General features: G+C 62.6%; 20 protein-coding genes. 4 read left to right on the forward strand and 16 right to left on the reverse strand.

The annotated features are described in order from the left end of the window. Nucleotides 1-32: 32 nt before the first annotated feature. Complete coding sequence (locus KQH53_20200) at nucleotides 33-1,181, forward strand: (Fe-S)-binding protein (GenBank protein MCB2229008.1); 1,149 nt, start codon at nucleotides 33-35, stop codon at nucleotides 1,179-1,181. Between the two features lie 62 nt (nucleotides 1,182-1,243). Next, the gene (locus KQH53_20205) at nucleotides 1,244-1,879 is read left to right on the forward strand and encodes a DUF1638 domain-containing protein (protein ID MCB2229009.1); all 636 of its coding nucleotides are present in this window, start codon (nucleotides 1,244-1,246) and stop codon (nucleotides 1,877-1,879) included. A 48-nt stretch (nucleotides 1,880-1,927) separates the two neighbouring features. Here the strand turns inward: KQH53_20205 and KQH53_20210 are convergent, their stop codons facing one another. The 14 genes from KQH53_20210 to KQH53_20275 all read right to left on the reverse strand — a co-directional run bounded on the left by KQH53_20210 (nucleotide 1,928) and on the right by KQH53_20275 (nucleotide 16,490). Continuing rightward, entirely contained in the window at nucleotides 1,928-2,863 is a 936-nt protein-coding gene (locus KQH53_20210; protein ID MCB2229010.1) for a 3-keto-5-aminohexanoate cleavage protein, read from the reverse strand. A gap of 22 nt (nucleotides 2,864-2,885) precedes the next feature. Next, nucleotides 2,886-3,842, reverse strand: coding sequence for an NAD(P)-dependent oxidoreductase (locus KQH53_20215; GenBank protein MCB2229011.1), 957 nt, complete (start codon nucleotides 3,840-3,842; stop codon nucleotides 2,886-2,888). 104 nt (nucleotides 3,843-3,946) lie between these two features. Next, nucleotides 3,947-5,155 (reverse strand): ABC transporter substrate-binding protein, encoded by a 1,209-nt coding sequence (locus KQH53_20220; protein ID MCB2229012.1) that lies wholly within the window; start codon nucleotides 5,153-5,155, stop codon nucleotides 3,947-3,949. A gap of 48 nt (nucleotides 5,156-5,203) precedes the next feature. Next, nucleotides 5,204-5,914 (reverse strand): ABC transporter ATP-binding protein, encoded by a 711-nt coding sequence (locus KQH53_20225; GenBank protein MCB2229013.1) that lies wholly within the window; start codon nucleotides 5,912-5,914, stop codon nucleotides 5,204-5,206. Next, nucleotides 5,911-6,672: an ABC transporter ATP-binding protein gene (locus KQH53_20230; protein ID MCB2229014.1), complete on the reverse strand. Its 762-nt coding sequence runs from the start codon at nucleotides 6,670-6,672 to the stop codon at nucleotides 5,911-5,913. The genes KQH53_20225 and KQH53_20230 overlap by 4 nt, the downstream gene beginning before the upstream one ends. Beyond that, nucleotides 6,659-7,654, reverse strand: coding sequence for a branched-chain amino acid ABC transporter permease (locus KQH53_20235; protein ID MCB2229015.1), 996 nt, complete (start codon nucleotides 7,652-7,654; stop codon nucleotides 6,659-6,661). Before KQH53_20235 ends, KQH53_20230 begins: the two co-directional genes overlap by 14 nt. After that, a complete protein-coding gene (locus KQH53_20240; GenBank protein ID MCB2229016.1) occupies nucleotides 7,654-8,514 on the reverse strand; it encodes a branched-chain amino acid ABC transporter permease in 861 nt (286 codons plus the stop codon). Before KQH53_20240 ends, KQH53_20235 begins: the two co-directional genes overlap by 1 nt. A 46-nt stretch (nucleotides 8,515-8,560) precedes the next feature. Continuing rightward, nucleotides 8,561-9,511: a 3-hydroxyacyl-CoA dehydrogenase family protein gene (locus tag KQH53_20245; protein ID MCB2229017.1), complete on the reverse strand. Its 951-nt coding sequence runs from the start codon at nucleotides 9,509-9,511 to the stop codon at nucleotides 8,561-8,563. A gap of 27 nt (nucleotides 9,512-9,538) precedes the next feature. Then, a complete protein-coding gene (locus tag KQH53_20250) occupies nucleotides 9,539-10,096 on the reverse strand; it encodes an XRE family transcriptional regulator (protein MCB2229018.1) in 558 nt (185 codons plus the stop codon). Between the two features lie 207 nt (nucleotides 10,097-10,303). Then, nucleotides 10,304-11,554: a TetR/AcrR family transcriptional regulator gene (locus tag KQH53_20255; GenBank protein MCB2229019.1), complete on the reverse strand. Its 1,251-nt coding sequence runs from the start codon at nucleotides 11,552-11,554 to the stop codon at nucleotides 10,304-10,306. A 36-nt stretch (nucleotides 11,555-11,590) separates the two neighbouring features. After that, nucleotides 11,591-13,162 carry a long-chain-fatty-acid--CoA ligase gene (locus KQH53_20260; protein ID MCB2229020.1) on the reverse strand — a complete coding sequence of 524 codons (1,572 nt, stop codon included), beginning with the start codon at nucleotides 13,160-13,162 and terminating at the stop codon, nucleotides 11,591-11,593. A 13-nt stretch (nucleotides 13,163-13,175) separates the two neighbouring features. Then, a complete protein-coding gene (locus KQH53_20265; protein MCB2229021.1) occupies nucleotides 13,176-14,039 on the reverse strand; it encodes a 3-hydroxyacyl-CoA dehydrogenase family protein in 864 nt (287 codons plus the stop codon). 32 nt (nucleotides 14,040-14,071) lie between these two features. After that, nucleotides 14,072-15,283: a thiolase family protein gene (locus KQH53_20270; GenBank protein MCB2229022.1), complete on the reverse strand. Its 1,212-nt coding sequence runs from the start codon at nucleotides 15,281-15,283 to the stop codon at nucleotides 14,072-14,074. A gap of 61 nt (nucleotides 15,284-15,344) precedes the next feature. Then, nucleotides 15,345-16,490, reverse strand: coding sequence for an acyl-CoA dehydrogenase family protein (locus KQH53_20275; protein MCB2229023.1), 1,146 nt, complete (start codon nucleotides 16,488-16,490; stop codon nucleotides 15,345-15,347). Between the two features lie 862 nt (nucleotides 16,491-17,352). Between KQH53_20275 and KQH53_20280 the strand changes: the two genes are divergently transcribed. Further along, nucleotides 17,353-18,501, forward strand: a complete 1,149-nt coding sequence (locus tag KQH53_20280; GenBank protein MCB2229024.1) for a Tm-1-like ATP-binding domain-containing protein — start codon at nucleotides 17,353-17,355, stop codon at nucleotides 18,499-18,501. Nucleotides 18,502-18,605: 104 nt separating this feature from the next. Here KQH53_20280 and ppcB read toward each other — a convergent pair whose 3' ends face one another. Together ppcB and KQH53_20290 are read right to left on the reverse strand one after the other, a co-directional pair. After that, nucleotides 18,606-20,015 (reverse strand): phenylphosphate carboxylase subunit beta, encoded by a 1,410-nt coding sequence (gene ppcB / locus KQH53_20285; protein ID MCB2229025.1) that lies wholly within the window; start codon nucleotides 20,013-20,015, stop codon nucleotides 18,606-18,608. A 382-nt stretch (nucleotides 20,016-20,397) separates the two neighbouring features. Then, nucleotides 20,398-21,276, reverse strand: a complete 879-nt coding sequence (locus tag KQH53_20290) for a LysR family transcriptional regulator (protein MCB2229026.1) — start codon at nucleotides 21,274-21,276, stop codon at nucleotides 20,398-20,400. Between the two features lie 359 nt (nucleotides 21,277-21,635). Between KQH53_20290 and KQH53_20295 the strand changes: the two genes are divergently transcribed. After that, a complete protein-coding gene (locus KQH53_20295) occupies nucleotides 21,636-23,483 on the forward strand; it encodes a hypothetical protein (protein MCB2229027.1) in 1,848 nt (615 codons plus the stop codon). Nucleotides 23,484-23,516 lie beyond the last annotated feature (33 nt).

Genomic DNA, 23,516 nt, shown 5'->3' on the forward strand with positions numbered 1-23,516 from the left:
CCGCCGCGTTAGCGCGGCCCAAGGAGCCAGCCATGGCAGAGTTCCCCTTTTTGGAAGTAAACGAGGCTATCCGGCTATATGGCGGCGAGGACCTGAACGCCTGCATGCAGTGCGGTCTGTGCGCTTCGCTTTGCCCCTGGCGGGAGGTGGAGAGCCCCTTCTTCGCCCGCCAGATGATCCGCCTGGGGCAGCTGGGCCTGGAAGGCTACGAGTCCGACGAGGTGCTCTTCGGCTGCACCACCTGCAACAAGTGCGTGATCAACTGCCCCCGCGAGGTGGACATTATCGGGATCATGCGCGCCATGCGGGCCATGGTGGCCGAGGCGGGCATTCGGCCCGAGCCCCTCAAGACGGCCAGCGGATCTTGCCACGCCAACGGCAACCCCTGGTCCGGCAAGCGGGAGGACCGCCTGGCCTGGGCCAAGGGCCTGGAGGTGCCGGCCTACGGTCCCGACACCGAGTACCTTTTGTTCGTGTGCTGCACCTCTTGCTACGACCAGCGCAGCCAGAAGATCGCGCGCAGCGTGGCCCGTCTGTTGGACGCGGCCGGGGTCTCCTGGGGCGTCATCGGCGCGGAGGAGAGCTGCTGCGGCGAGAGCATCCGGAAAAGCGGCGACGAGGAGCTGTTCTCGAAGCTGGCCGGAGCCAACGTGGAGCTGTTCAACCGGCACGGGGTCAAGAAGATCATCACCACCAGCCCCCACTGCCTCAAGACCTTTAGCGCCGATTACCCCGAGCTGGGCGGCGATTACGAGGTGATCCACTCCAGCCAGCTCCTGGCCCGCCTGGCGGCCGAAGGCAAGCTGAAGCTCAGGGGCGGCGACGGCCGCAAGGTGGCCTTCCACGACCCCTGTTATCTGGGGCGCCACAGCGGGGTGTTCGAAGAACCCCGCGAGCTGCTCACGGCAGCGGGCGCGGAGGTGGTTGCTCTGCCCCGGGAGAAGGATTTCTCCCTGTGCTGTGGCGGGGGCGGCGGCCGGGTGTGGATGGAAACTCCCCGGGAGCAGCGTTTCAGCGTGCTCCGGGTGAACGAAGCGGCCTCGGCCGGGGCCGAGGTGCTGGCGACCTCCTGCCCCTATTGCATCTCCCTGTTGGAAGACAGCCAAAAGACCGAGGGGCTTAGCGAGAGCCTCGAGGTTTTGGAGCTGAGCGAGCTGCTGGCCCAAAACCTGGCCGACTAACCGGACCGAGGGGCGGACCGGGGCGGGCCCGGTCCGCTCCGCCCTTTGCAAGGGAGCACAACATGGCGAACCCTGATTTCAGCAACACGGCCATCGTGGCCTGCGGAACCATGAGCCCGGAGCTTAATCACCTCAAGACCGAGGGATGGCTCAACGCGGGCAAGATCGTCTACACCACCCCGGGCCTGCACCAGAACTGCCCAGAGCTGGAGCGCCAGCTGGCCGAGGCGGTGGAGCGGGTCAAGGACGAGTACGAGCGGGTGATCGTGGTTTACGGCGGCAAGTATTGCTACGTGAACGCGGCCGAGCCCACCCGCACCATGGCCCAGGTGATCGACGGTCTGGGCCCCAAGGTGCGGCGGGTGCAGGCCACCCACTGCATGGACATGGTGGCCTCCGAGGCCGAGCGCGAGGAATTGGCCGGTGGCCAGAAGGTGTGGTGGATGACCCCGGGTTGGGTCAAGTACCGCTCCAAGGTGTTCGAGGGCTGGGACCAGGGCATTGCCAACGAGAATTTCCCGCGCCACACCGGCGGGGCCTGGGTCCTGGACGGCATCGGTCTCTGCGAGGAATACCTCAACGAGCGCCCCGAGGAGATCCTGGACTACTCGGACTGGATGGGCATTCCCTTGCAGGGCGTGCCGGTGAGCCTGGAACGCTTCAAGGCCCTGCTCTCCGAGGCCCTGGAGGCGGAGTAGGGGACACGCGGCCGGCGCGGAGACCCGGGGGCCAGCCCCGGGAGGGGCTCAGTAGTTGACCTGGTCCAATCCCTTGAGGCCCAGGATCTGGCGGGCCTCGTCCGGAGTGGCCGGTTCTATGCCGAACTCGCGGGCGATGCGGATGATCTTGGCCACCTGCTCACCGCTGTTCTTGGCCAAGACGCCCTTTTCCAAATACAGGTTGTCCTCCAGGCCCACCCGGGCGTTGCCGCCCATTAGCAGGGCGTGGGTGGTCAGGGGGAACTGGAAGCGCCCCGCGGCGCAGACCGACCACACGAAGTCGCCTATCTGGCGGCGGGCCGTCTCCAGCAAATGCACCAGATGTTCGATGGTGGCCGGGATGCCGCCCAGGATGCCCAGCACGAATTGCAAATACACCGGGGTTTGCACGTGGCCGTCCTTGATCAGCTGGGCCAGGTTGTTGATCATGCCCACGTCGTAAATCTCGAACTCGGGCTTGGTGCCGTGTTGGCCCATTATCGAGACGAACTTGCGCATGGTGTAAAAGGTGTTGGGGAAAATGAAGTCCTCGGTGGCGCGCAGGTACTCCTCCTCCCAGTCGTGCTTCCAGTCCTTGCCTTTGCCCGCGATGTGGAACAGGGCGAAATTAAGCGAGCCGGCGTTGAGCGAGGCCAGCTCCGGCTCCAGGGAGGCCACCACCTTGGAGCGGTTCTCCACCGGCTCGCCCAGGCGGCCGCCGGTGGTGGTGCATAGCACGATGTCGCAGCGCTTCTTCACCTCGCCGGCCACCTTGCGGTAGATATCCTGATCCGCGTTGGGTATGCCGGTCTGCTCGTCGCGCACGTGCAGATGGGCCACCGCTCCGCCGGCCTCGTACACCGACATGATGTCCGCGATAAGCTCCTCGGCGGTCACCGGCAGGTGGGGCGACATGGAGGGCGTGTGGATGGAGCCGGTCACCGCGGCGGTGATGACGGCCTTGTTGCTATATTGCTCCGGCATGGGATTCACCTCGGCTGTTGGCTTAGTTAGGCTGCATGGCGCGGAAATCGGCGATGAACTGCTCCACCATGCCGGGCAGGTCGTACCCGGCTTGCCAGCCCCATTCTTGGCGCGCCCTGGAATCATCGAGCTGTAGCTGCCCCAGTTGGCTCAACATGCGGTTGATTCGGGGATCGGGCGCGAAGCTCAGGCGAGCCCCCGGCACCCGGGCGCTCACCTCGTCCACCAGCTCCTGGGCCGAATACGAGGGCTTCATCCCCGTGATGTTGTAGACCCTGGTCTTGATGCCGGTCTCCGGCGCGTTGCCCAGCTCCCACAGGGCCCGCACCGTGTCGCGGTAGTAGATCACCGGGCAGCGGGTGTCCGGCTCCACCAAAATCTCGTAGGGCAGTCCTTGCAAGGGCCTTTCGATGGCCCAGCAATTGTAGATGGACATGTGGGGCACCTTGGAACCGGGCCCTACCACCGAGGGCACCCGGACGGCCCGGAAGTCCAGGCCGAAGCGGCGATGCTGGAACATGCCCAGTTGTTCGCAGGAGAGCTTGCACACCCCGTACATGCTGGTGGGATGCTCCACGCTGGCCTCGCTCACCGGCCCGGGGGGCAGGTCCTGGCCGTAGACCGCGATGCTGCTGGCGAAGACCAGGCGCTTGACGCCGCAAAGCCGGGCCGCCTCCAGCAGGCGGTAGGTGCCGTGGATGTTCACCTCGAAGGCGGCCCAGGGGTCCAACTCCGAGGGAACCGAGAGGAGCCCTCCCAGGTGATAGACGGTGTCGACCTCGCGGCGGCGCAATATCTCCACCAGGGAGGAAAGACTGTTCAGGGACGAGGGCTGATACTCCACGGCCTGAGCGATGTCGGCCATGGCCGGCCCGGGCGGGGCCGGGTCCAACAGAAGGGGGCGCTGCCCCTCGGCCACCGCCGTGCGGGCCAGCTGCGAACCGATGAAACCGGTGCCTCCGGTGATGAGAATGGTCATGGCGCGCCCGCTGCTCCCATTGAGTTGGAAACCGTTGGCCGGTCCCGCCTTCCCGTGGCGGGACCGACCAATGGGTTGATGAAATAGCTGGGTGTTTTGTTAAACTACTTGTCCAGGCCAGGGCACCCGGTTTCCCCGCAAGGCACCGCGATCTTCTCCGCGGGCACCATGGTGGGGGTCCCCACGAAAGCGTGGGGGAAGTAGGGGTTCTTGGCCACCACCGGTGCGATCCAGATAGGCTGCTGCACCTGGTGGTCGCAAGCACGCATGGTCCATTTCCCGGCCGGCCCGTCGTAGGTAAGGCCTTCCCAAGCCTTAATGACGTCACTCACCTTGGCGGTGCCGGCCTTTTTCACAGCCTCAGCCCAGAACATGGTGGCCAGGTAGGACTTGCCCCGCAGCCAGGTGGGGTAGTAGCCCTTGGCCTTCTTGAAACCATCCACGAACTCCTTGTTGGCCTTGCCGGGGATGGTGACCATGTAGATCTCGGCGCCCACGCTGCCGATAACGGCCTCGTCGTTGGCCACGGCCTTGATCACGTTCTCGTCGTTGGCAAAGTAGCAGGCGAACTTGGCCTTGAGGCCCAGGGGCTTGGCCTGCTTGAGCAGCAGGGCCATGTCGCTGCCCCAGTTGGAGGTGAACACCACCTCGGCGCCCGAGTTGATGATCTGGCTGACGTAGGGGGCGAAGTCCTTGGTGCCGATGGGATGCAGCACCTTGCCCACGATCTTGGCCTTCGGGTTGAGCTCGGCCAGCTTCTTGATGAAGGCCGCGGTGGCCTGCTGGCCGAAGGAGTAGTCCTGGGCGATGGTGAAGACCTTGGTGAAGCCCTGGCTGGCCACCCAGTTGGCCAAAGCGTAGGACTGGGTGTCGGTGTTGGCGCAGGCCCGGAAGAAGTGCTTGTTGCACTTGCTGCCGGTAAAGCTGGCCGCGGCCATGCCGTAGGAGATGAACATGCCGTCGTTTTTGGAAGCCAGGGTGGTCACGGCGCCGCCCACCGAGCTGCCGGCGCCGCCCATGAAGTACTTGACGCCTTTCTTCATCATCAGCTTGGTGGCCTTGCGGGTGGCCACGGCGGGTTTCAGCTCGCTGTCCACCGCGATCACCTCGACCTTTTGGCCGTTGAGGCCGCCGGCCTTGTTGATGACCTCGGCGGCGTACTGCACCCCTTCCAGGTAGCGGTCGCCGATGTCCTTGAAGGCGCCGGAGAACGGCTCCATCACCGCCAGTTTGATGGTCCCTCCCGCCAGGGACGCCGTGGCGGTGAACACCGCCAGCAGCAGGACCATTCCCACAATAATTACTTTACGCATCTCAAGTTCCCTCCCTTGTTCAGGTAACGTGGCCAACTATGAACCTGGTTAAACCTCCAGGTATGTCTGGCGCACCTCTTCAGCGGCGACCAACTCCTGTCCGTCGCCCTGGAAAACGATGCGCCCCTTGGACATGATGAAAAAGCTTCCGGCCAGCTTCAGGGCCGCCTTGTAGTTCTGCTCCACCATCAGAATGGTCACCCCGCTGTGGCTGATGGCGGCCAGCATCTCCAAGACCGCCTCGGCCACCAGGGGGGCCAGCCCCTCGGTGGGTTCGTCCACCAGGATCAGGTCGGGGTTGCCCATCAGGGTGCGGGCCATGGTGAGCATCTGCTGCTCCCCGCCCGACAGATGGCCCCCCTTGTTGTCCCGCCGCTCGGCCAGGCGGCCGAAGGAATCGAAGACCCTCTCCACGGTCCAGGGCTCGTAAGCGAGGTCCCCGCGGTGAGGCTTGATTCCGATGCGAAGGTTTTCCAGCACGGTGAGCGATTTGAAAATGCGCCGCTCCTCGGGCACGTAGCCCAGGCCCAGCTGGGAGATCTGGAAGGGCTGGCGCCCCACCAATTCCTGGTCCTTGAAGCGCACGCTGCCTTGGCGCGGCTTCACCATGCCCATGATCGACATCAAGGTGGTGGACTTGCCCACTCCGTTGCGCCCCAGGAGGCAGGCCAGGCCGCCCCGGGCCAGCTCCAGGTTCACCCCCTGCAGGACGTGGCTTTTACCGTAATAGCTGTGCAGATCGTTGACCTGGAGAATCATTCGGTTCCCTCCCCCAGGTAGGCATCCTTGACCCTTTGGTCGCAGCGGATTTCCTCGGGGTCGCCGCAGGCCAGGATGACCCCGTAGTGCAACACGGAGATGCGGTCGGCCAGGGTGAATACCACGTTCATGTCATGCTCGATGATGATGCAGGCGATGTTTTCGGTCACTCGGCCTATCATCTGGATGGAGTCCTCGGTCTCCTTGCGGCTCATGCCCGCGGTGGGCTCGTCCAAGAGCACCAGCTCGGGGTCGCAGGAGAGGGTCACCCCCAGCTCCAGGGCCCGTTGCTGACCATAGGCCAGCTCCTGGGCCGGGACGTCCCGATACTCCAGCAGGCCGATGCGCTCCAGTATCTCCTCGCTGCGTTGGGCCAACTGCTTGTCTTGATGAGGGCGCTTGAGCAGGTTGTAGCGCAGGCCCTGTTTGGAGCGGACCCCGGCCAGGACGTTGTCAAAGGCCGTGAGCTGCGAAAAGATGTTGGTGATCTGGAAAGAGCGCGCCATGCCCAGGCGGGCCCGGGTGTAGGCATTTGACGAGGAAATATCGCGGTCCTTGAAGATCACCGCGCCCGAGGTGGCGGGGAACTTGCCGCTGATCACGTTGAACAGGGTGGTTTTTCCCGCGCCGTTGGGGCCGATGACCGCGAAACGCTCCCGCGCCCCCACTTCGAAGTTGACCCCGGTGAGCACCTGAAGGCCCGAGAAGTTCTTGCGGACCTCGTCTACTTTCAGAATGGGATCCTCAGTGGTTCTCATCAGGTCCTCGCTCGTGGTTGTTGGCTCCGCGCAGCCTGGCGGCCAGGCTTTTGGCCAGACCCGAGAGCCCGCCCGGCGCGAACAGCACCATCAGGATGAACAGGACTCCCATGATCAGGGGCCAGTTCTCGGTCAGGTCGCTGAGGAAATCCTGGACGTAGGTGTAAAAGACCGCGCCCACGATTGGCCCCACGAAGCTGGCCGTGCCGCCTATGTAGGTCATGAGCAAAACCTTGGTGGTCATGGCGATGCTCACTGCGTCCTGGGACACGAAGGAGTTGAACACGGCGTAAAAGGAACCGGCCAGGCCGGCCAGGGCGCCGGCGATGATGAACAGGTTGAGACGGGCCACGTTGGTGTTGTAGCCCAGGAAGCGCATGCGCTCTTCGTTTTCCCGGATCAGGAGCACCGACTGTCCCATGGCGGTGCGGGTGAAATACCAGCAGTAGGCCACGGCCAGGCCTATGACCACCACGGTCAGGTAATACATGTCGATGGGGTTGGAGGGGCTCAGCTGGAACAGCCCCAGGTTCACCGCCGGGGGGGAGATGCTCAGCCCGTCGTCGCCGCCGGTCACGGTGTGCCACTTGACCGCGATGGCGAAAACCAGGGCGTTGAAGGCCAGGGTGAGCAGGGCGAAGGGGGTGCCCTTGACCCTGAGCAGCAACAGGCCCACCACCAGGCCCACCATGGCGGTGAACCCCGTGCCCAGGGCCACGGCCAGGAACAAGGGGATGCCGGCCAGGTGGTTCAAGGCCAGGGCCGTGGCAAAGGCCCCCACCCCGAAGAACATGGCGTGCCCAAAGGAAAGCAGGCCGGCATAACCCAACAGCAGGTTGTAGCTCACCGCGTAGAGGGAAAAGATTATGGCCTCGGTGATCAGGCGCAGTTGAAAGGGCGGCATGATCCAGGGCATGGCCGCCAACAGGGCCAGGCCCAGGGGCAAACCCCAGCGGGATACGGCGGATTTGGCGGCGGGCATTATTGCTTCTCCCCGAACAGGCCCTCGGGCTTGACCACCAGCACCAGGGCCATGAGCATGTAGATCAGGGCCAGGGAGAACTGCGGGAACAGGATCACCCCGAAGGATTGCAACTGGCCGATGATGAACGAGGCCAGCACCGCGCCCCCCAAACTGCCCATGCCGCCCACCACGATGACCACGAAGGCGTCGATGAGGATGGACTCGGCCATGCCGGGGAAAACGCTGAGCAGGGGGCCGGCTGCCACTCCGGCGAAGCCCGAAAGCGCGGCCCCCACCGCGAACACCCCCATGAACACCAGGGGTACGTTGATGCCCAGGGCCTCCACCATGGCGCTATCGTCCACCGCCGCCCGCACGATGATGCCGATGCGGGTCTTGAACAGGACCAGGGCCATGGCCAGGCCCAGGGCCACGGCCACCGAAAAGAGGAACAGGCGGTACACCGGATAGGTGATGCCCATGAATTGGACCGTGCCCGCCAGGAAGCCGGTGATGGTCATGGCCTGGGGGCTGGTGCCCCAGATCCACTTCACGCCCTCGTGGATGATGTAGGCGATGCCGAAGGTCAACAGCAGCTCGTGGACATGCCCCAGCACGTGGACCTTGCGCAGGAGGAAGCGCTCGATCACCGCGCCGATGAGCATGAGCAGCAGGGGGCTGATGATCAGGGCCAGCCAGAAGTTCCCGATGACCTGCACCAGGGAATAGGCGAAATAGGCGCCCAGCATATAGAAAGACGCGTGGGCGAAGTTGAGCACGTTCATCATGCCGAAGACCAAGGTGAGCCCGGAGGAAACCAGGAACAACAACCCGGCGTAGGCCAGTCCGTGCAGGAAAAAGACCGCGATTTCACTCATGGCGTCACCCCGATCACGTTGCCCTTCCCTTGGATGCGGGAGCCATTCATTCACCTTCCCCCGAAAGAACCACTTGCAGGATTTTCACCAGGACCTCGTCGCGCTGGGACAGGAGCGCGCTGAGTTTCTCCGGAGGCCAGGAATGGAACCCTTGGCCGGTCTTGGCGCCCAACTGGCCGGCGCGGAACTTTTCGGCCAGCAGGGGAGAGGGCTCCGGCGAGCAGTCCAGCTCGGCCAGGAAGTCCTTGTGGATCTCGTAGGTCAGATCCAGGCCGGCCAGGTCGGCGGTGGCCAGGGGCCCCAGGAAGGCCATGCGCAGGCCGAAGCAGTAGCGCACCACGTCGTCCACGTCCTCGGGGCTGGCGATGCCGCGCTCCACCAGCTGGATAGCCTCCCGCCACAGGGCGTGCTGCATACGGTTGCCGATGAAGCCGGGCACGTCCTTGAGCACCTTGATGGGCTTTTTGCCCACCTCGGCCAAGAGGTCGCACATGGCCGCGAAGGCCTCGTCCGAGGTGGCCGGCGACTTGATCACCTCCACCCCGGGCACCACATGGGGCGGGTTCCAGAAATGGGTGCCCAGCACCCTTTCGGGGTGGCGGAGGCCCTGGGCGATCTTTTGGATGCTGATGGTGGAGGTGTTGCTGGCCAGGATGCAGGACGCCGGGGCCTCTTCTTCCAGGGCCGCGAATATCTTTTGCTTGAGGGCCAGGTTTTCGCTCACCGCCTCGATGATGAAATCGCGCTCTTGGCACAGCCCGGCCAGGTCTTGGCACAGGGTGATGTTGGCCAGGGCCCGCTCCATTTGCTCCGGAGTTACCAGGCCCAGCTTGATCAGCACCGCGAAGCTTTGCCGGATGCGCTCCGGGGCCGAGGCCAGCACCGCCTGGTCCTGGTCGTAGAGCGTGACCAGGCAGCCTCCCCGGGCCAGCAGCTGGGCGATGCCGTGGCCCATGAGACCCGCGCCCAGCACCCCGACCTTGTGTTGCCTATCCATGTGTGCCATTGCCTCGCCGTTCGCGGTTCAGGGGACGATGATGACCATCAGGCATTTGACGTCCTGGTCGCCGGCCGCCACTCCGTAATGCTCGATGCCGGAGTCGAAGTAGATGCAGTCGCCGGTCTCCACCAGGTACTCGTCGGTGCCGTGGGTGAAATGCATGGTCCCCTCCAAAACGAACATCATCTCCTCGCCGTCGTGCCGAAACACCGCAGTGTCGGGATTGTCGGCCGGGATGGTGAGCAGGTAGGGCTCCATGCGTTTGTGGGGATACTTGTGGGCCAGGGTCTCGTAGGAGTAGCCGAAGGAGGTGCCGTTGCGGGCCATGGGCCGCCGCTCGGCGGACTTGACCAGGGAGGCGGAGATTCTCTCCTGGCTCTCGCCCAGGAGCTCGGAAAGGGTGGCTCCCAAGGCCTTGGCGATGACGACCAGGGTGGACAGGGGGGGAGATTTGGGGGAGTTCTCCAGCTTGGACAAATAGCCCTTACTGAGGCCGGTTTTCTGGGCCAGGTCTTCCAGGGAAAGACCGGCCGCCTTGCGCATCCCGCGAAGGTTTTTCCCTATCTCTTTTTCTTCCAGCACCTGTTGCTCCTAGCTCCGATCAGTCCGGGGAAACAACCGGACAAGGTCTCCCAAAAGGATACAATTGCAGCCAACGATAATAAATAAATATGTAATATCAGTTAAATCCATTGGTTGCATGAATCAGCTATGTTTCCTATATGGAAACTCTAAGTTAACCTCGGAGCGGATGTCAAGCCCCACCTGGTCGCGGGGCATTCGCCCGCCCTAGCCGCCGGAGGAATCCGGCGTTTCGCCGGCGGAGTCCTTGATCGGCTGCAAAACGGCCGCCACCAAAAGCTTGGTCGCCTGATCGATCTCTTCCATCTTGTCCGCGTCTGATGACTCCCGCACGATGAGCCAGCGCAGGGCCATGTGGCTGAAGGCTCCCAGGAACAAGTTGCGGAACACGCGGGAGTCCGCTTCCGGCCGGAACACGCCGGCTTCCTGGCCTTGGACGATAACGTCCTCTACCAGGCCGAAGTAGCGCTTGAAGGTGGCAAAGGATTTGGAACCGTAGAAGCGCGCGGTCAGCTGCAACTCCAGCAGGAAGACCTTCAGGAACTGCCGCTCCTGCAAAAAGCTGGTGTAGTGAAACCTGATCAGGCGCTTCAGGCGGCGCACCGGGTCCTTGATCTCGAAGGCGTCGGAGGCCTGCTGGAAGTAGCGCGAAAAATGCTCTTCCGGGATGGAGAGCAGCAGGTCTTCCTTGCTGTCGAAGTAATCGTAGACCGTGCCGTCGGCCACCTGGGCCAGCTTGGCGATCTCGGAGATCTTGGCCTTGTTGTAGCCTTTCTCGGCAAAGACTTGGATCGCGGCCTGGATGATGACGTTTCTTTTCTTGCCCCGGCTGGAAACCTGGGCGGGGGTGGGCAGGAGCATGTGCAGGCACAGGTCCGCGAGGTCCTCGAAGTCCTGCTCGCTGCTCTCCACCTCGCCGCTGCCCAGCTGGAGAACGCTCTCCATGTCCAGGGCGCCCAGCACCGCGTCGCGCATGAGGGTGAGCTTTACGTCGTCGCGGAAGACCTTTTCCCGTCTTCCCTGATCCAGGATGTCCATGAGGATGCCGGCGTACTCCCGGATGAGCTTGTAGGCCTCCGAGTCGTAGAAGTCTTGGGAAGAGCGGCATTCCAACAGGAGCAAACGGGCATAGCCGGCGTGGGCGTCGTTGAAGTGCAGGTGGAACCAGATCATCTTGCGAAGGCGGCTCACCGGGTCGGAGATGCCGGTCAGGTGGTCCTTGAGCTGGACCAAAACGTCGCGCAGACGCTCCTCGGGAATGGAGAACAGCAGGTCCTGCTTGCCCTTGAAGAACTGATAAATGCCCGAGTCCATCACGCCGGCCTTGACGGCGATCTCCGAAATGGAGGTTTCGGCGGGTCCCTTTTGGGACATGATCTCCTCGGCGGCGTCCAGAATGCGCTGGCGCTTTTCGGCCCTGCCGCCGGTTTCGGAAACTATGTACTTGGGCTTGTTCATGGGCATCACCTACCGCTCCGCTCCCTGGCCCCCCCCTTAGCCATAAAGCTTTTTGATCTGTTGTTTGAGTATCTTTCCCGTGCCTCCCCGGGGGAGGTCCTGGACCACTTCGGCCTCCCGGAGCGCCTTGAAGTGGGCCATGTTATCACGGGTGAAATCCACGATGTCCTTGGCGGTCAGGCTGGCCCCGGGCTTGAGCATCACCACCGCCTTGGGCACCTCGCCCCAGCGGTCGTCCTTTTTGCCGATGACCGCGCATTCCAGGATGTCGGGGTGGGAGTAGAGCACCTTTTCGATCTCCAGGGAGGAGATGTTCTCCCCTCCGCTGATGATGATCTCCTTGAGCCGGTCCTTGATGTAGAGCGAGCCGTCCTCGCCCATGGCCACCAGGTCGCCGGTGTGGTACCAGCCGCCCTCCATGGACTCGGCGGTGTCCTCGGGCTTGTTCAGATAGCCCTTCATCACCATGTCCCCGCGCACCAAGAGCTCGCCCACCGACTCACCGTCCCAGGGCAGCGCCTCGCCCTGGGGGCCGGAGACCTTGAAGGTGACGCCGCACAGGGGGAAGCCCCAGGTCTCGTGGCAGCGGTGGCGCAGGGTCTCCTGGTCCAGGTCCGGGGGCAGCTCGGGCAGGGCGATGAGCGGGCAGGTCTCGCTCATGCCGAAGCCGCCGTGCACCGTACAGTCCAGGGCCTCCTCGGCCCGGGGGAACATGCCGGTGGGGGCCGGAGCCCCGCCGATGAGCACGTCGCGCAGGCTGCTCAGGTCGTACTCGCCCAGGTTGGGCAGCTCCAGAATGGCGGTGAGCATGGTGGGCACGATGTAGAAGCGGGTGACGCTTTCTTCCTGAACCAGGCGCAGCACGCCCTCGGCGTCGAACTGCTTCTGCATCACGTGGCAGCCGCCCTTGCCCACCAGGTAGTGGGGAACCCCCCAGCCGTTGACATGGAACAGGGGGATCAGGTGGAGTTGCACGTCGGTCTCGTAGATGGGCATGGAGGCCATGGCCGTGAGGGCGTGCAAATACAGGTTGCGGTGGGTGAGCAGCACGCCCTTGGGCGGCCCGGTGGTGCCGCTGGTGTAGAACAGCTCGGCCGGGTCGTCTTCCTCGAAGGGGAAGGTGAAAGGCTCGGCGGGCGGCCGGGGAGCGGATTGCTCCAGCAGCTCGTCGTAGGTGGCCCCGCACCAGGCGGGAGCGTTCTCGTCCTCCTCCAGCAAAAAGACGCGGCCCGCGGCGCTGCTGTTCTCCACAAAGGAGGCCACCTTGTCCACCAGGTTGGGATGCACCAGCAGGGCGGCCGGTTGGGCGTCCTGAAAGATGTATTCCAGGTCCTCGGGGCTCAGCCGGATGTTGAGCGGCAGGAGCACCGCGCCGATCTGGGGCACGCCGAAGTAGCACTCCAACAGGCGGTGGCAGTTGTAGCCCAGGAAAGCCACCCGGTCCCCGGGCTTGATGCCCAGGCCCACCAGGGCGTCGCTCAGGCGCTCCACCCGCTGGCCGAACTGGGCGTAGCTCCATCTTTGGCCCCCGCAGACCACGGCGGTGCGCCGGGGAAACACGGTCAGGGCTCTTTCCAAAAAGCGTATGGGGGTAAGAGTGATGTTCATGTGCCTTGCCCTGCTACCGCTTGGAGTAATCGTGCCAGCCCCGGCCGGTCTTGCGGCCCAGGTGGTTGGCGTTGACTTTCTGCTTGAGCACCGGCCGGGGCCGGAAGCGCTCGCCATAGGCCTCGAAGAGAATCTCCTGCACCCAGAGGTTCAGGTCGTTGCTGGTCAGGTCCATGAGGGTGTAGGGGCCCACGGGATGACCCAGGCCCAGCTTGCAGGCGATGTCCACGTCCTCCACCGAGGCCACGCCCTCCTCGACCAGGCGGTTGGCCTCGATCCACATGGCGTGCAGCAGGCGGTTGACCGCGAAGCCGGGCACGTCCTTGACCCGAATGGGGGTCTTGCCGATGAAGCGGCAGGCCTCGCTCATCTGGGCCACCGCCTCCTCGCCGGTCTCCAGGCCGGGGATCACCTCCACCAGCTTCATCACCGAGGCCGGCGAGAAGAAATGGGCCCCCAGGAAGCGGGAGCGCCGCTCCGGGCCGAGGCCGGCGGCCAAGAGGGTGATTGGCAGGGAGGAGGTGTTGCTGGCCAGCAAGCAAGTAGGAGGGCATACCTGGTCAGCGCCCCGCCAAATCTCCCTCTTGACCGCCAGATCTTCGAACACCGCCTCGATCACCAGCTCGGCCCGGGCCAGGGGGGCCAGCTCCCCGGCGGGCGCGATGCGCTCCAGGGCGGCGTCCTTGGCCCCGGCCTCCAGGCGGCCCTTGGCGATGGCCTTGTCCAACACCGCGCCCAGGCGGTCCTTGCCCTTTTGGGCGGCCTCCAGGTGTTGGTCGATCAGCTCCACCCTGCAGCCGGCCAGGGCGAAGCACAGGGCGATCTCCGCGCCCATCATGCCCGCCCCGATCACGCCGATGTTTTTAAGCTCGCTCATGCTGTCCGCTCTCGCTTTCCGGTCCGCCGGCCTCAGGCCACCTTGATGAGGCAGGCGTCGGCCTGGGCCAGACCCCCGCAGATGGAGGCCAGGGCGTAGCCGCCGCCCCGCCGCCGCAGCTCGTACATCAGGGTCATGATCAAGCGGGCCCCGCTGGAGGTGTTGGGGTGGCCGATGGCTATGGCGCTGCCGTTGATGTTGGTCTTGGCGCGCACCGCCTCGGTCTTGGCCGCGTCCTTGCCGCCCAGCATCAGGGTGGAGACCAGGGGCACCGCGGCGAAGGCCTCGTTGATCTCCATGACCGCCACGTCGTCCAGGCCGATGCCCCCCAGCTCCAGGGCCTTGAGGCTGGCGTAGGCCGGGCCCTCGGGCATGCGGTTGGGGGCGATGGCGATGGAGGACATGGACACGATCTCGGCCAGGGGCTCCAGGCCCAGGGCCTCGGCCCGCGCCCGGGTCATGAACAGGATGGCCGTGGCCCCGTCGTTGAGTCCCGGCGCGTTGCCCGCGGTGATGCCCTGGCAGCCGTAGATGCCCGGCAGCTTGGCCAGCTTTTCCAGGCTCACGTCCGGGCGGTACTGCTCATCGATATTGAGCACCCGCTCCTCGCCCTTGGGCTGGGGCAGGCTCAGGGTCATCATTTCCTCTGCAAACTTGCCCGCCTCCCAGGCAGCCCCGTAGTTCTGGTGGCTGCGCTGGGCCCACTCGTCCTGCTCCTGGCGGCTGACGCCGTACTCGGCGGCCACGTTGTCCGAGTCCACGGACACGGGGTTGAAGTCCTTGTAGCCCAGGGCATAGAGGGGGTCTTCCATGTTCACGTCGCCCAGGCGGAAGCCCTTCCACCTAAGGCCACGCACGATCAGGGGCTCCTGGCTGAAGGAGGTGGCCCCACCGCCGATGGCCGAGCTGATCTCGCCGGCCATCATGGCCCGGCAGCCCAGGTGCACCGCGCTCATGGCCGAAACGCAGGCCTTGTCCAGGGCCAGAGAGGGGGTTTCGGCGGGCAGCCCGGCCTTCAGCAGGGTCTGGCGGGCCGCCACGGGGGTGTAAACGTCCTTGCAGACGGAGGTGTCGCCAACCCCCCAGAAAACCTCATCAACTTCCTTGCCGTCCACGCCGGTCCGGGCCAGCACCTCGCGCATGGGCAAGGCGCCCAGGTCGAAGTAGTCAAACTCGCGCAGGGCGCCGCAGTATTTGCCGAATGGGGTTCTGGTGGCCCCAACGATCACGATATCCTTGTACAATGTCTGAGCTTCCCGGTGTTAAGGTGTCGTCGTCCTTGGTGTTTTGCCTGTGGGGCCGCCCCTAGGCCAGCAGATCGTTGGCGATTATGGAGCGCTGAATCTGATTCGTGCCTTCATAAATTTGAGTAATCTTGGCGTCGCGCATCATGCGCTCCAAGGGGAACTCCTGGGTGTAGCCGTAACCGCCCAGGAGTTGCACCGCGTCGGTGGTCACGCTCATGGCCGCGTCCGAGGCGCTCCACTTGGCCATGGAGGCCAGCTTTTTGATCTCGCGCGAATCGGGCTCCTGGTCGATGAGGGAACAGGCCCTATAGACCATGGTGCGGGCCAGCTCCACCTTGAGGGCCATCTCGGCCACCATCCACTGCACGCCCTGGAAGTTGCTCAGCGGCTGCTTGAACTGCTCGCGCTCCTTGATGTAGGCCACTGCATGGTCCAAGGCGCCCTGGGCGATGCCCAAGGCCTGGGCCCCCACCAAGGGGCGGGTGTAATTGAAGGTTTTCATTAAGGTATAGAAGCCGCTTCCCGGCTCGCCCAGGAGGTTGGCCTCGGGCACCCAGCAATCCTCGAACACCAGCTCGCGGGTATCGGAGCCCCGGATGCCCAGCTTGTGCTCCTGCTTGCCCACCGTGAAGCCCTCGGTGTCCTTGGGCACCACCAACAGGCTGATGCCCCGGTGGCCTTTGGCCTTGTCCGTATAGGCCACCACGGTGGTGTAGTCGGCCACCCCGCCGTTGGTGATGAATATCTTGCTGCCGTTGATCAGATAGCCGCCGTCCTGCTTCACCGCGGTGGTGCGGATGCCGGTCACGTCCGAGCCGGCTCCCGGTTCGGTGATGGCGCAGGCTCCGAGGGACTCTCCTTCAGCCATGGGCCGAAGGAAATTCTGTTTCTGCTCCTCGTTGCCGCCCAGGAGAATGGGGTCCGTGGCCAGCCCCTGGGTAGTCAGGATCACCGAGGTGGAGGCGCAGGAGCGGGCCACTTCCTCCACCACCAGGGCCATGGCCAGCATGCCGGCGCCGGCTCCGCCGTACTCCTCGGGGATGTGTACGCCGAGTAGGCCGTTTTCTTGTAATATACGCTTGTTATCCCAGGGAAACTCGCCGTTGGCGTCCACGGAGGCCGCCCGGGGCGCGAACTCGTTCTCGCTGATTTTCCGGATGCTGTCGCGTAGAAGAATCAACTCCTCGGAAAATTGAAAGTCCATTTTTCAGATCCTCGTGGATGTTTAGGGCTAGTCAGGAGGTAGTTATAGCAATCCGCTAAAATGTGTGTCAACAAAAATAATAACTGAATAAAATTCTAAAATGGCAGTGCCGTTGGATGGGCTTGGTGAGGGGGGGTGGTGTTTAAGTGAGAGAATATACTGTATAAATAATTGGTAGGCCAGGGCGGCAACTCTCTGTAGGCTGAAATTGCGTTCGGAATTGGGCCTGAAAAATTATCTAAGCTTGGGCTGGAGCGGGGCAAGGGCCCACGGACAGGCGAAGCGCTCCGGGATTGCCGGATGCGTTAATGCCGGAACTGGGAGGGGTAGGGACTGAACGGAATGGAACAGGCGGTTAGCGACTCCGCTAACCGCCTGATAATTTTGGTAGGCCGGACGGGATTTGAACCCGTGACTTCCACCGTGTGAGGATGGCAATCACACAAGACCTTAAAAACATTACTATAACAATAAGATACAAAGCACAAAAAGCACGATAGCCTACAAATAGCCTACATTTTCTCATGGCTTGAGCTCGTGGCGACCGGTCCATAGAGGGATGGTCACGACCTTTTTGCCTCAAGCAATGCCCCCAGGCTTTCCATGGCCGACTCGGACTGCTCTTGGTCCAGATGGCTGTACCGGAGGAACACGGCCAGGGTCTTGTGGCCTGTTGGCGGTCATGACGACAGAGCGGCGCGAGGGGCGCAAAAACTCTGGGACTTAGACTCCTAATTTGACCTGTTATATGCCAAGCTCATCGCGCTATAATCTTCGTGGTCTCTAGGGGGAATAGCGCTTCGACCACCGGTACCCGCCAGTCGAAAAAGAGCTGATGATTACCCAGGCCGCAATAGCAGTAATGGGCACCCTTGACTCCAAGGGTGATGAACATCTTTTTTTAAAGGAGGGCATCGAGCGGAGGGGTTATCGGGCGCTGACCATCAATGTGGGCACCCGCACCGCTCCGGCCTTTACCCCGGACCTGGACCTGCGACCCACTCGGGTGGAAAGCAGGGACCAGGCCATAGCCGCCACTATCCAGCGGGCCCGCCATGCCCTGGCCGAGCTTTTCGCTCGGGGCCATATCCGCGGCGTCATCTCCGCCGGCGGGGGCAGCGGCACCCACTTGGTCACCAGCGTCATGAAGGTGCTGCCCCTGGGGGTGCCCAAGGTGATGGTGTCCACCGTGGCCGCCCATGACATGGCCCAGGTGGTGGGCACCAAAGACATCACCATGATGCACAGCGTGGGCGACCTGCTGGGGGTCAACTCCCTCACCGGTCTGATCCTGGACCGGGCCGCGGGCGCCATCTGCGGCATGGTGGCCCGGGATTGGCAGGGGACGGCGGGCAAACGGCGCATCGGCTTGAGCATGTTCGGGTTCATCACCCCAGCGGCCGAGGCAGTCAAGGAACGGCTGGAAGCCCATGGTTACGAGGTAATCGCCTTTCACGCCAACGGCATCGGCGGTTTGGCCCTGGAGGAGTTGGCCGCCGAGGGCCGCTTCGACGCCATCCTGGACCTGGCGCCCCACGAATTGGCCGACACCCTCAAGGACGGCTACTGCAGGCTCATCGGCCCGGGCCGTCTGGAGCCCTGCCCTGGGAACGGCATTCCTCGCCTAGTGGTGCCCGGCGGCCTGGACTGCGCGGTGCTGGAGTTCACCCGCGACACGGTGCCCCCTGAATACGCCCACCGCAAGATATTTTTTTATGACTTCCGCTCGGCGGTGCGTTTGAGCCGGGAGGAAACTCTCTTTCTGGCCAAGCAACTGGGAGACAAGCTCAACCGCGCCGTTTCACCGATCAAGGTGCTCATCCCCTTGGGAGGATGGTCCGCGGCCGATGGTTCCGGCGCTCCCTTGCACGACTCGGCTTTGAGCCGTGCCTTTATCGACCAATTGCGCGGAGATCTGCGTCCGGAGATCGCGGTGGAAGAGGTGGAGCATCACATCAACGACCCCGCCTTTGCCGCCGTGGCGGCGCTGGCCATGATCGGAATGCTCTAGCCCTTTAGTCATCAGGGGATATTTTTTTCACTGGCCGCAAGTGAACGGCGGACCCGCCCTGGGGCGGATCCGCCGTGATTGTCTAGTTAAAGTTTCCGGGTCGCTTACTCGAATCCCAGCTCCGACCAGCGCGCTTCGACCTTCTTGACCACATCGGGGTCGAGCGCGATGGGGATGGGCTTGTCCTTCCAGTCATAGGGTATGGTGGCGTCCAGCAGCAGGCGGCCGGTGATGTCGCGGGTGCTGATGGGCAGCGAGGGGTCCAGAGGAGTGGAGCGTCCCCGCTTGATGACCTGGCTCCGATTGGGCTGGAAACGGAAGGCCAGGGCGTACATGACCCGGGGGATGTCCCAGGGGTCGATGTCCTCGTCCACCACGATGACGGTCTTGAGGCCGTAGGCCCCCATCTCCGTGGAGATGGCCGCGGTGAGCACCTGGTCGGCGTGGCCGGGGTACATCTGCTTGACCGAGATGATGGCCAAAAAGCGGCCCGAGCCTTCGGGCGGGCAGTAGACCGAACGGATGCCGGGTATCTTCATGGCCTTGAGCTGCTGCCACAGGGTGGCCCCATAGGACAGGGCCATGGTCATGTGGGTGTCGGTGACCGCCCGCCCCACGGTGGTTCCCCACATGATGGGGTTGTCGCGGTGGGTGATGCATTTGACGTCGATGAAGTTGCGCGGATCGGTGCCCACCCCGGAGTAATAGCCGGTGTACTCGCCGAAGGGCCCTTCCTCCATGAACTTCTCGGCGTCGACCTCTCCCTCCACCACGATCTCGGCATGCGCCGGGATGGGCAGGTCCACCGTTTCACCAGGCACCACCTCCACCGCCTGGCCCCTTATGGCGCCGGCCACGTCGTACTCGCTGGTGAAGGCCGAGAGGCGGGCCGCTCCCAATATGAACAGCAAGGGGTCGCAGCCCACGATGGAGGCCACGGGCATGGGCTTGCCCAGGGCCTGGTACTTCTTGAGCATTATGTCGGCGTGCTTGCCCTTGATGAACTGGGTGCCCAGCTTGTCCTTGCCCAACAGCTGGGAGCGGTAGGTGCCCAGGTTGACCCAGCCCGTCTCAGGATCCTTGGTGATGATGAAGTGGGCGGTGCCGAAGAAGCGGCCGCCGTCCAGGGGATACCACTTGGGCACCGGGAACTTGTACAGGTCGACATCGTCGCCGGTGAGGATGTTCTGCTTGCAGGGGGCCGAGTCTCGATCCACCTCCACCGGCGGCAGCAGATCATCGCCCACCTCAACCCATTTTTCCATGATTTGGACCAGGGAGGAGCTCCTGGGCATGCCCATGATCACCGCCAGCCGTTCGGCGGTGGTGCACACGCTGGTTATGACCGGGGTGTCGTAGTCCTTTACGTTTTCAAACAACAAGGCGGGGCCGCTCTTCTCCTCGTTGAGCTTGGCGATGTGGGAAAGCTCAAGGTCCCAATCCACCTCGGCTTTAATTCGGTGCAGGATGCCTTCCTGCTCACACGCGGCAATAAAATCCCTCATGTCCTTCATAGAAACTGCTCCCTCCTTGTCGCCCTCGGGCGGGTTAAACGTGCAAAAGCACCTCCCCTAATGGGGCGTTTTGTACAATCGCCTTAAATATGAGGAAGATAGGCCCGCAAAGTCAACTCATATAATATTATGCACACTATAACTATAAGTTATATTAAGGCAGTTAATTTACGCGATCGTAAGCTTGAGCTGCTCTGGTATCTGCTTAAAATACATAAAAAAATATTGCAATTCAATTTGGGAAGGCAACCGTAGTCAGCGTTGAATAGTGTTGGACATTAAATGTGAAAGCATAAATTGGATTGTTATAAGCAGGTGACGATTCGCTGGCGGGGCGGGGTGGCGCGGGCGGTTTCTGGTCTGGGATGGTTGGGAGCCAGGGTCAAGCCTGGTCCTGATAGAGCAGATTCAAGAAGGCTTTTGCCGGCCGCGACAACTCGTGGCCCTTTAGAACGGCGGTGCAGATATCCAGGCTGGGCTGCTCCCCCTGCAAGGTAAAGGTGGCTATGCGGCCGGCCCGAATCTCCGCTTCCGTCCCGGAGCGGGTCAAAAAGGAAATGCCCTGTCCCTGGGCCACCTGCTCCTTGATCACCTCGGCATTGCTGGTTTCAAACACGATGATGGGCTTCGCGCGGTGGCTCCGGTAAAGGTCGGCCACCACCTTGCGGGTGCCCGAGCCCTTTTCCCGCATGATGAAGGGTTGGGAGGCCATGGCTTTGAAGGGAACATTTTTTTGGCGGGCCAAGGGATGCTCGGGGGCCACGATGGGTATCAGCACTTCGTTGCGGAAGGATTTAAACTCCACCCGCCGCACCCGGCCCGGAGCCGCGATCACCGCCACCTCGATGTCCAGGGACCAGAGGCGCCTGGCCATCTCCCGGGAACTGCCCTCGATCAAAACAATGTTTACCAAAGGATAGTTGCTTTGGAAGCGGGCCAAAAGGGGCGGCATTATGGTGCGGGCATAGGTGCGGGCGGTGCCCAGTTTGAGGGTGCCCTTTTTGACCAATCTCATCTGTTTAATGGCCTGAGTGGCCTCCTCTTGCAGCTTGAATATCTTGCGGGCGTGGACCAGTAAAACCTCGCCCGGCTCGGTGAGCACCAACTTTTTGCCCAGGCGAGCGAAAAGCTTCACTCCTAAGTCTTCTTCCAGGTTGCGGATCTGTGCGCTGACCGCAGGCTGGGTTACGTTAAGTTTTTCCGCTGCCTGGGAGAAGTTCAGGGCCTGCGCGGCGTGGAAAAAAGTGTGTAACTGGTTCAAATTCATGGCTTGATATTAGGCCAGCCTCTAAGTAATGTCAACCTGTAAAATTAAGCGTGAAGATGTAACCACATGGAAATACATGATCTAATACAATTAGATCATAAGTTAAACTTATAAGAACAATAATTTTATTTGGCTTGATGTTTGGCAAAGCCATGAGCCATGATCATGACGTAATTCAATCCGCCATTTGAAATAGGTAAATCATGCAGCGGACGGTTGGCTCGAATATTTTCATTCTTACGCCGGCTCTTTGGTTGTTGAGTAATGGAAAGATTTTTGGCGGTTTCCCACGGTCCTAAACAAAGGGGGCACCCCTTTTTTCCGAGGCATTCTATTCAGAGGGAGATAGGGCTATGGGCGAAAGTAAATTGAAGTTTCCCGACCCGCACGAGGTAGAAAAGATTCCTGGTACCGAGGGTTGGGAGCGAATGTTCCCCTATCAGTATCCGTTCGTGACCGACGACCCGGAACGCGAACAGTACGAAAAGGGGATGTTCTGGTTTTATGACGGGCTGCATTACCCTGAGCCTATTTATCCCTTTGACATAATTTGGGACGAGGCCTGGTATCTGGCCCTGTCCCAGTTCAACACCCGAATCTTCGCCGTGCCTCCGGTATATGGCGTGGATCACCGCATCATCAACGGTTACATCTACATTTCGCCGGTGCCGGTGACCGACCCCGCCGAGATCGAGGCCCGGGTGGGCCATTTCATGGAGAGGGCCGGCTACTACTACGAGAATTGGAACAAACTCGAGGGGCAGTGGGTCAAGAAGCTCGAGGGGATCATCTCCGACCTGGAGGCCCTCAAAATCGATCCCCTGCCCGAGCTGGAAGACAAGTCGGTGGTCATGGAGGGCTTGGGCAAGTCCAAGGGCTATGACCTGCTCCATGCCTACGACAAGCTGATCGATCTGGGCCTGCTCTGCTGGCAGTACCACTTCGAGTTCTTGAACCTGGGCTACGCGGCCTACGTGACCTTCCTGGACTTCTGCCAAAAAACCTTCCCGGACGTCCCCCTGCAGCGGGTCACCCAGATGGTCTCGGGCATCGACGTGATCATGTACCGCCCGGACGAGGAGCTCAAGAAGCTGGCCCGGGCGGCGGTGGATCTAGGGGTGGATGACATCGTCAATTCCGGCAAGAAATTTGTCGAGGTAAAGGCCGAGCTGGAGAACTCGCCAAACGGCAAGGAATGGCTCCAAGCCTTCGAAAAGGCTCGCTATCCTTGGTTCTGGACCTCCACGGGCACCGGTTGGTACCACCACGACAAATCCTGGAACGACGACCTGGACATCCCCCTGGCCTCCCTGTGCATCTACGTGGACAAGGTCAAGGCGGGCAAGCCGATTGAGCGGCCCATGGACGATGTCATCAAGGAGCGCGACCGCATCACCGACGAGTACCGCGCCTTGCTGCACGACGAGGAGGCCAAGGCCGGCTTCGAACAGCTGCTGGGCACCGCCCGCACCGTGTTCCCCTATGTCGAGAACCATCTGTTCTATGTGGAGCATTGGTTCCATTCGGTGTTCTGGAACAAGATGCGCGAGGTGGCGGCCATTCTCAAGGACTACGGGTTCATCGAGGAAATTGAGGATGTCTGGTATCTCAAGCGGGCCGAGATCAAGGAGGCCTTGTGGGACGTGGTCACCGCCTGGGCCACCGGCGTCAAGCCGCGCGGCCCCCAGGTGTGGCCGCAGGAAATCGCCTGGCGCAAGGGGGTAATGGACAAGTTCCGCGAGTGGACTCCCCCCGCGGCGGTGGGCACCGCGCCCGAGGTGATCCAAGAGCCTTTCACCGTGGTCCTGTGGGGCGTCACCAACGACTCCCTCAAGGCCTGGGCCGAGGTGGATGCGGCCGGCGACCCGGATTCGGTGAACCAGCTCACCGGCTTCGCGGGCAGCCCCGGCGTGGTCGAGGGCAAGGCCAGGGTGTGCCGCACCGTGGCCGAGATAGGCCAGCTGCAAGAGGGCGAAATTTTGGTGGCGCCCACCACCTCGCCCTCCTGGGCCCCGGCTTTCCAAAAGATACAAGCGGCGGTCACCGACGTCGGCGGGGTCATGTGTCACGCGGCCATCGTCTGCCGGGAGTACGGCATGCCCGCGGTGGTGGGCACCGGCCACGGCACCAGCATTATCAAGACCGGCATGACCCTCAAGGTGGACGGCGGCACCGGCAAGGTGATCATTGTAGAACGTTAATCCCGCGCCCGGCCGCCCCGGCGGGGCGGCCGG

The sequence above is a fragment of the Desulfarculaceae bacterium genome (genome assembly GCA_020444545.1).
GTDB lineage: Bacteria > Desulfobacterota > Desulfarculia > Desulfarculales > Desulfarculaceae > Desulfoferula.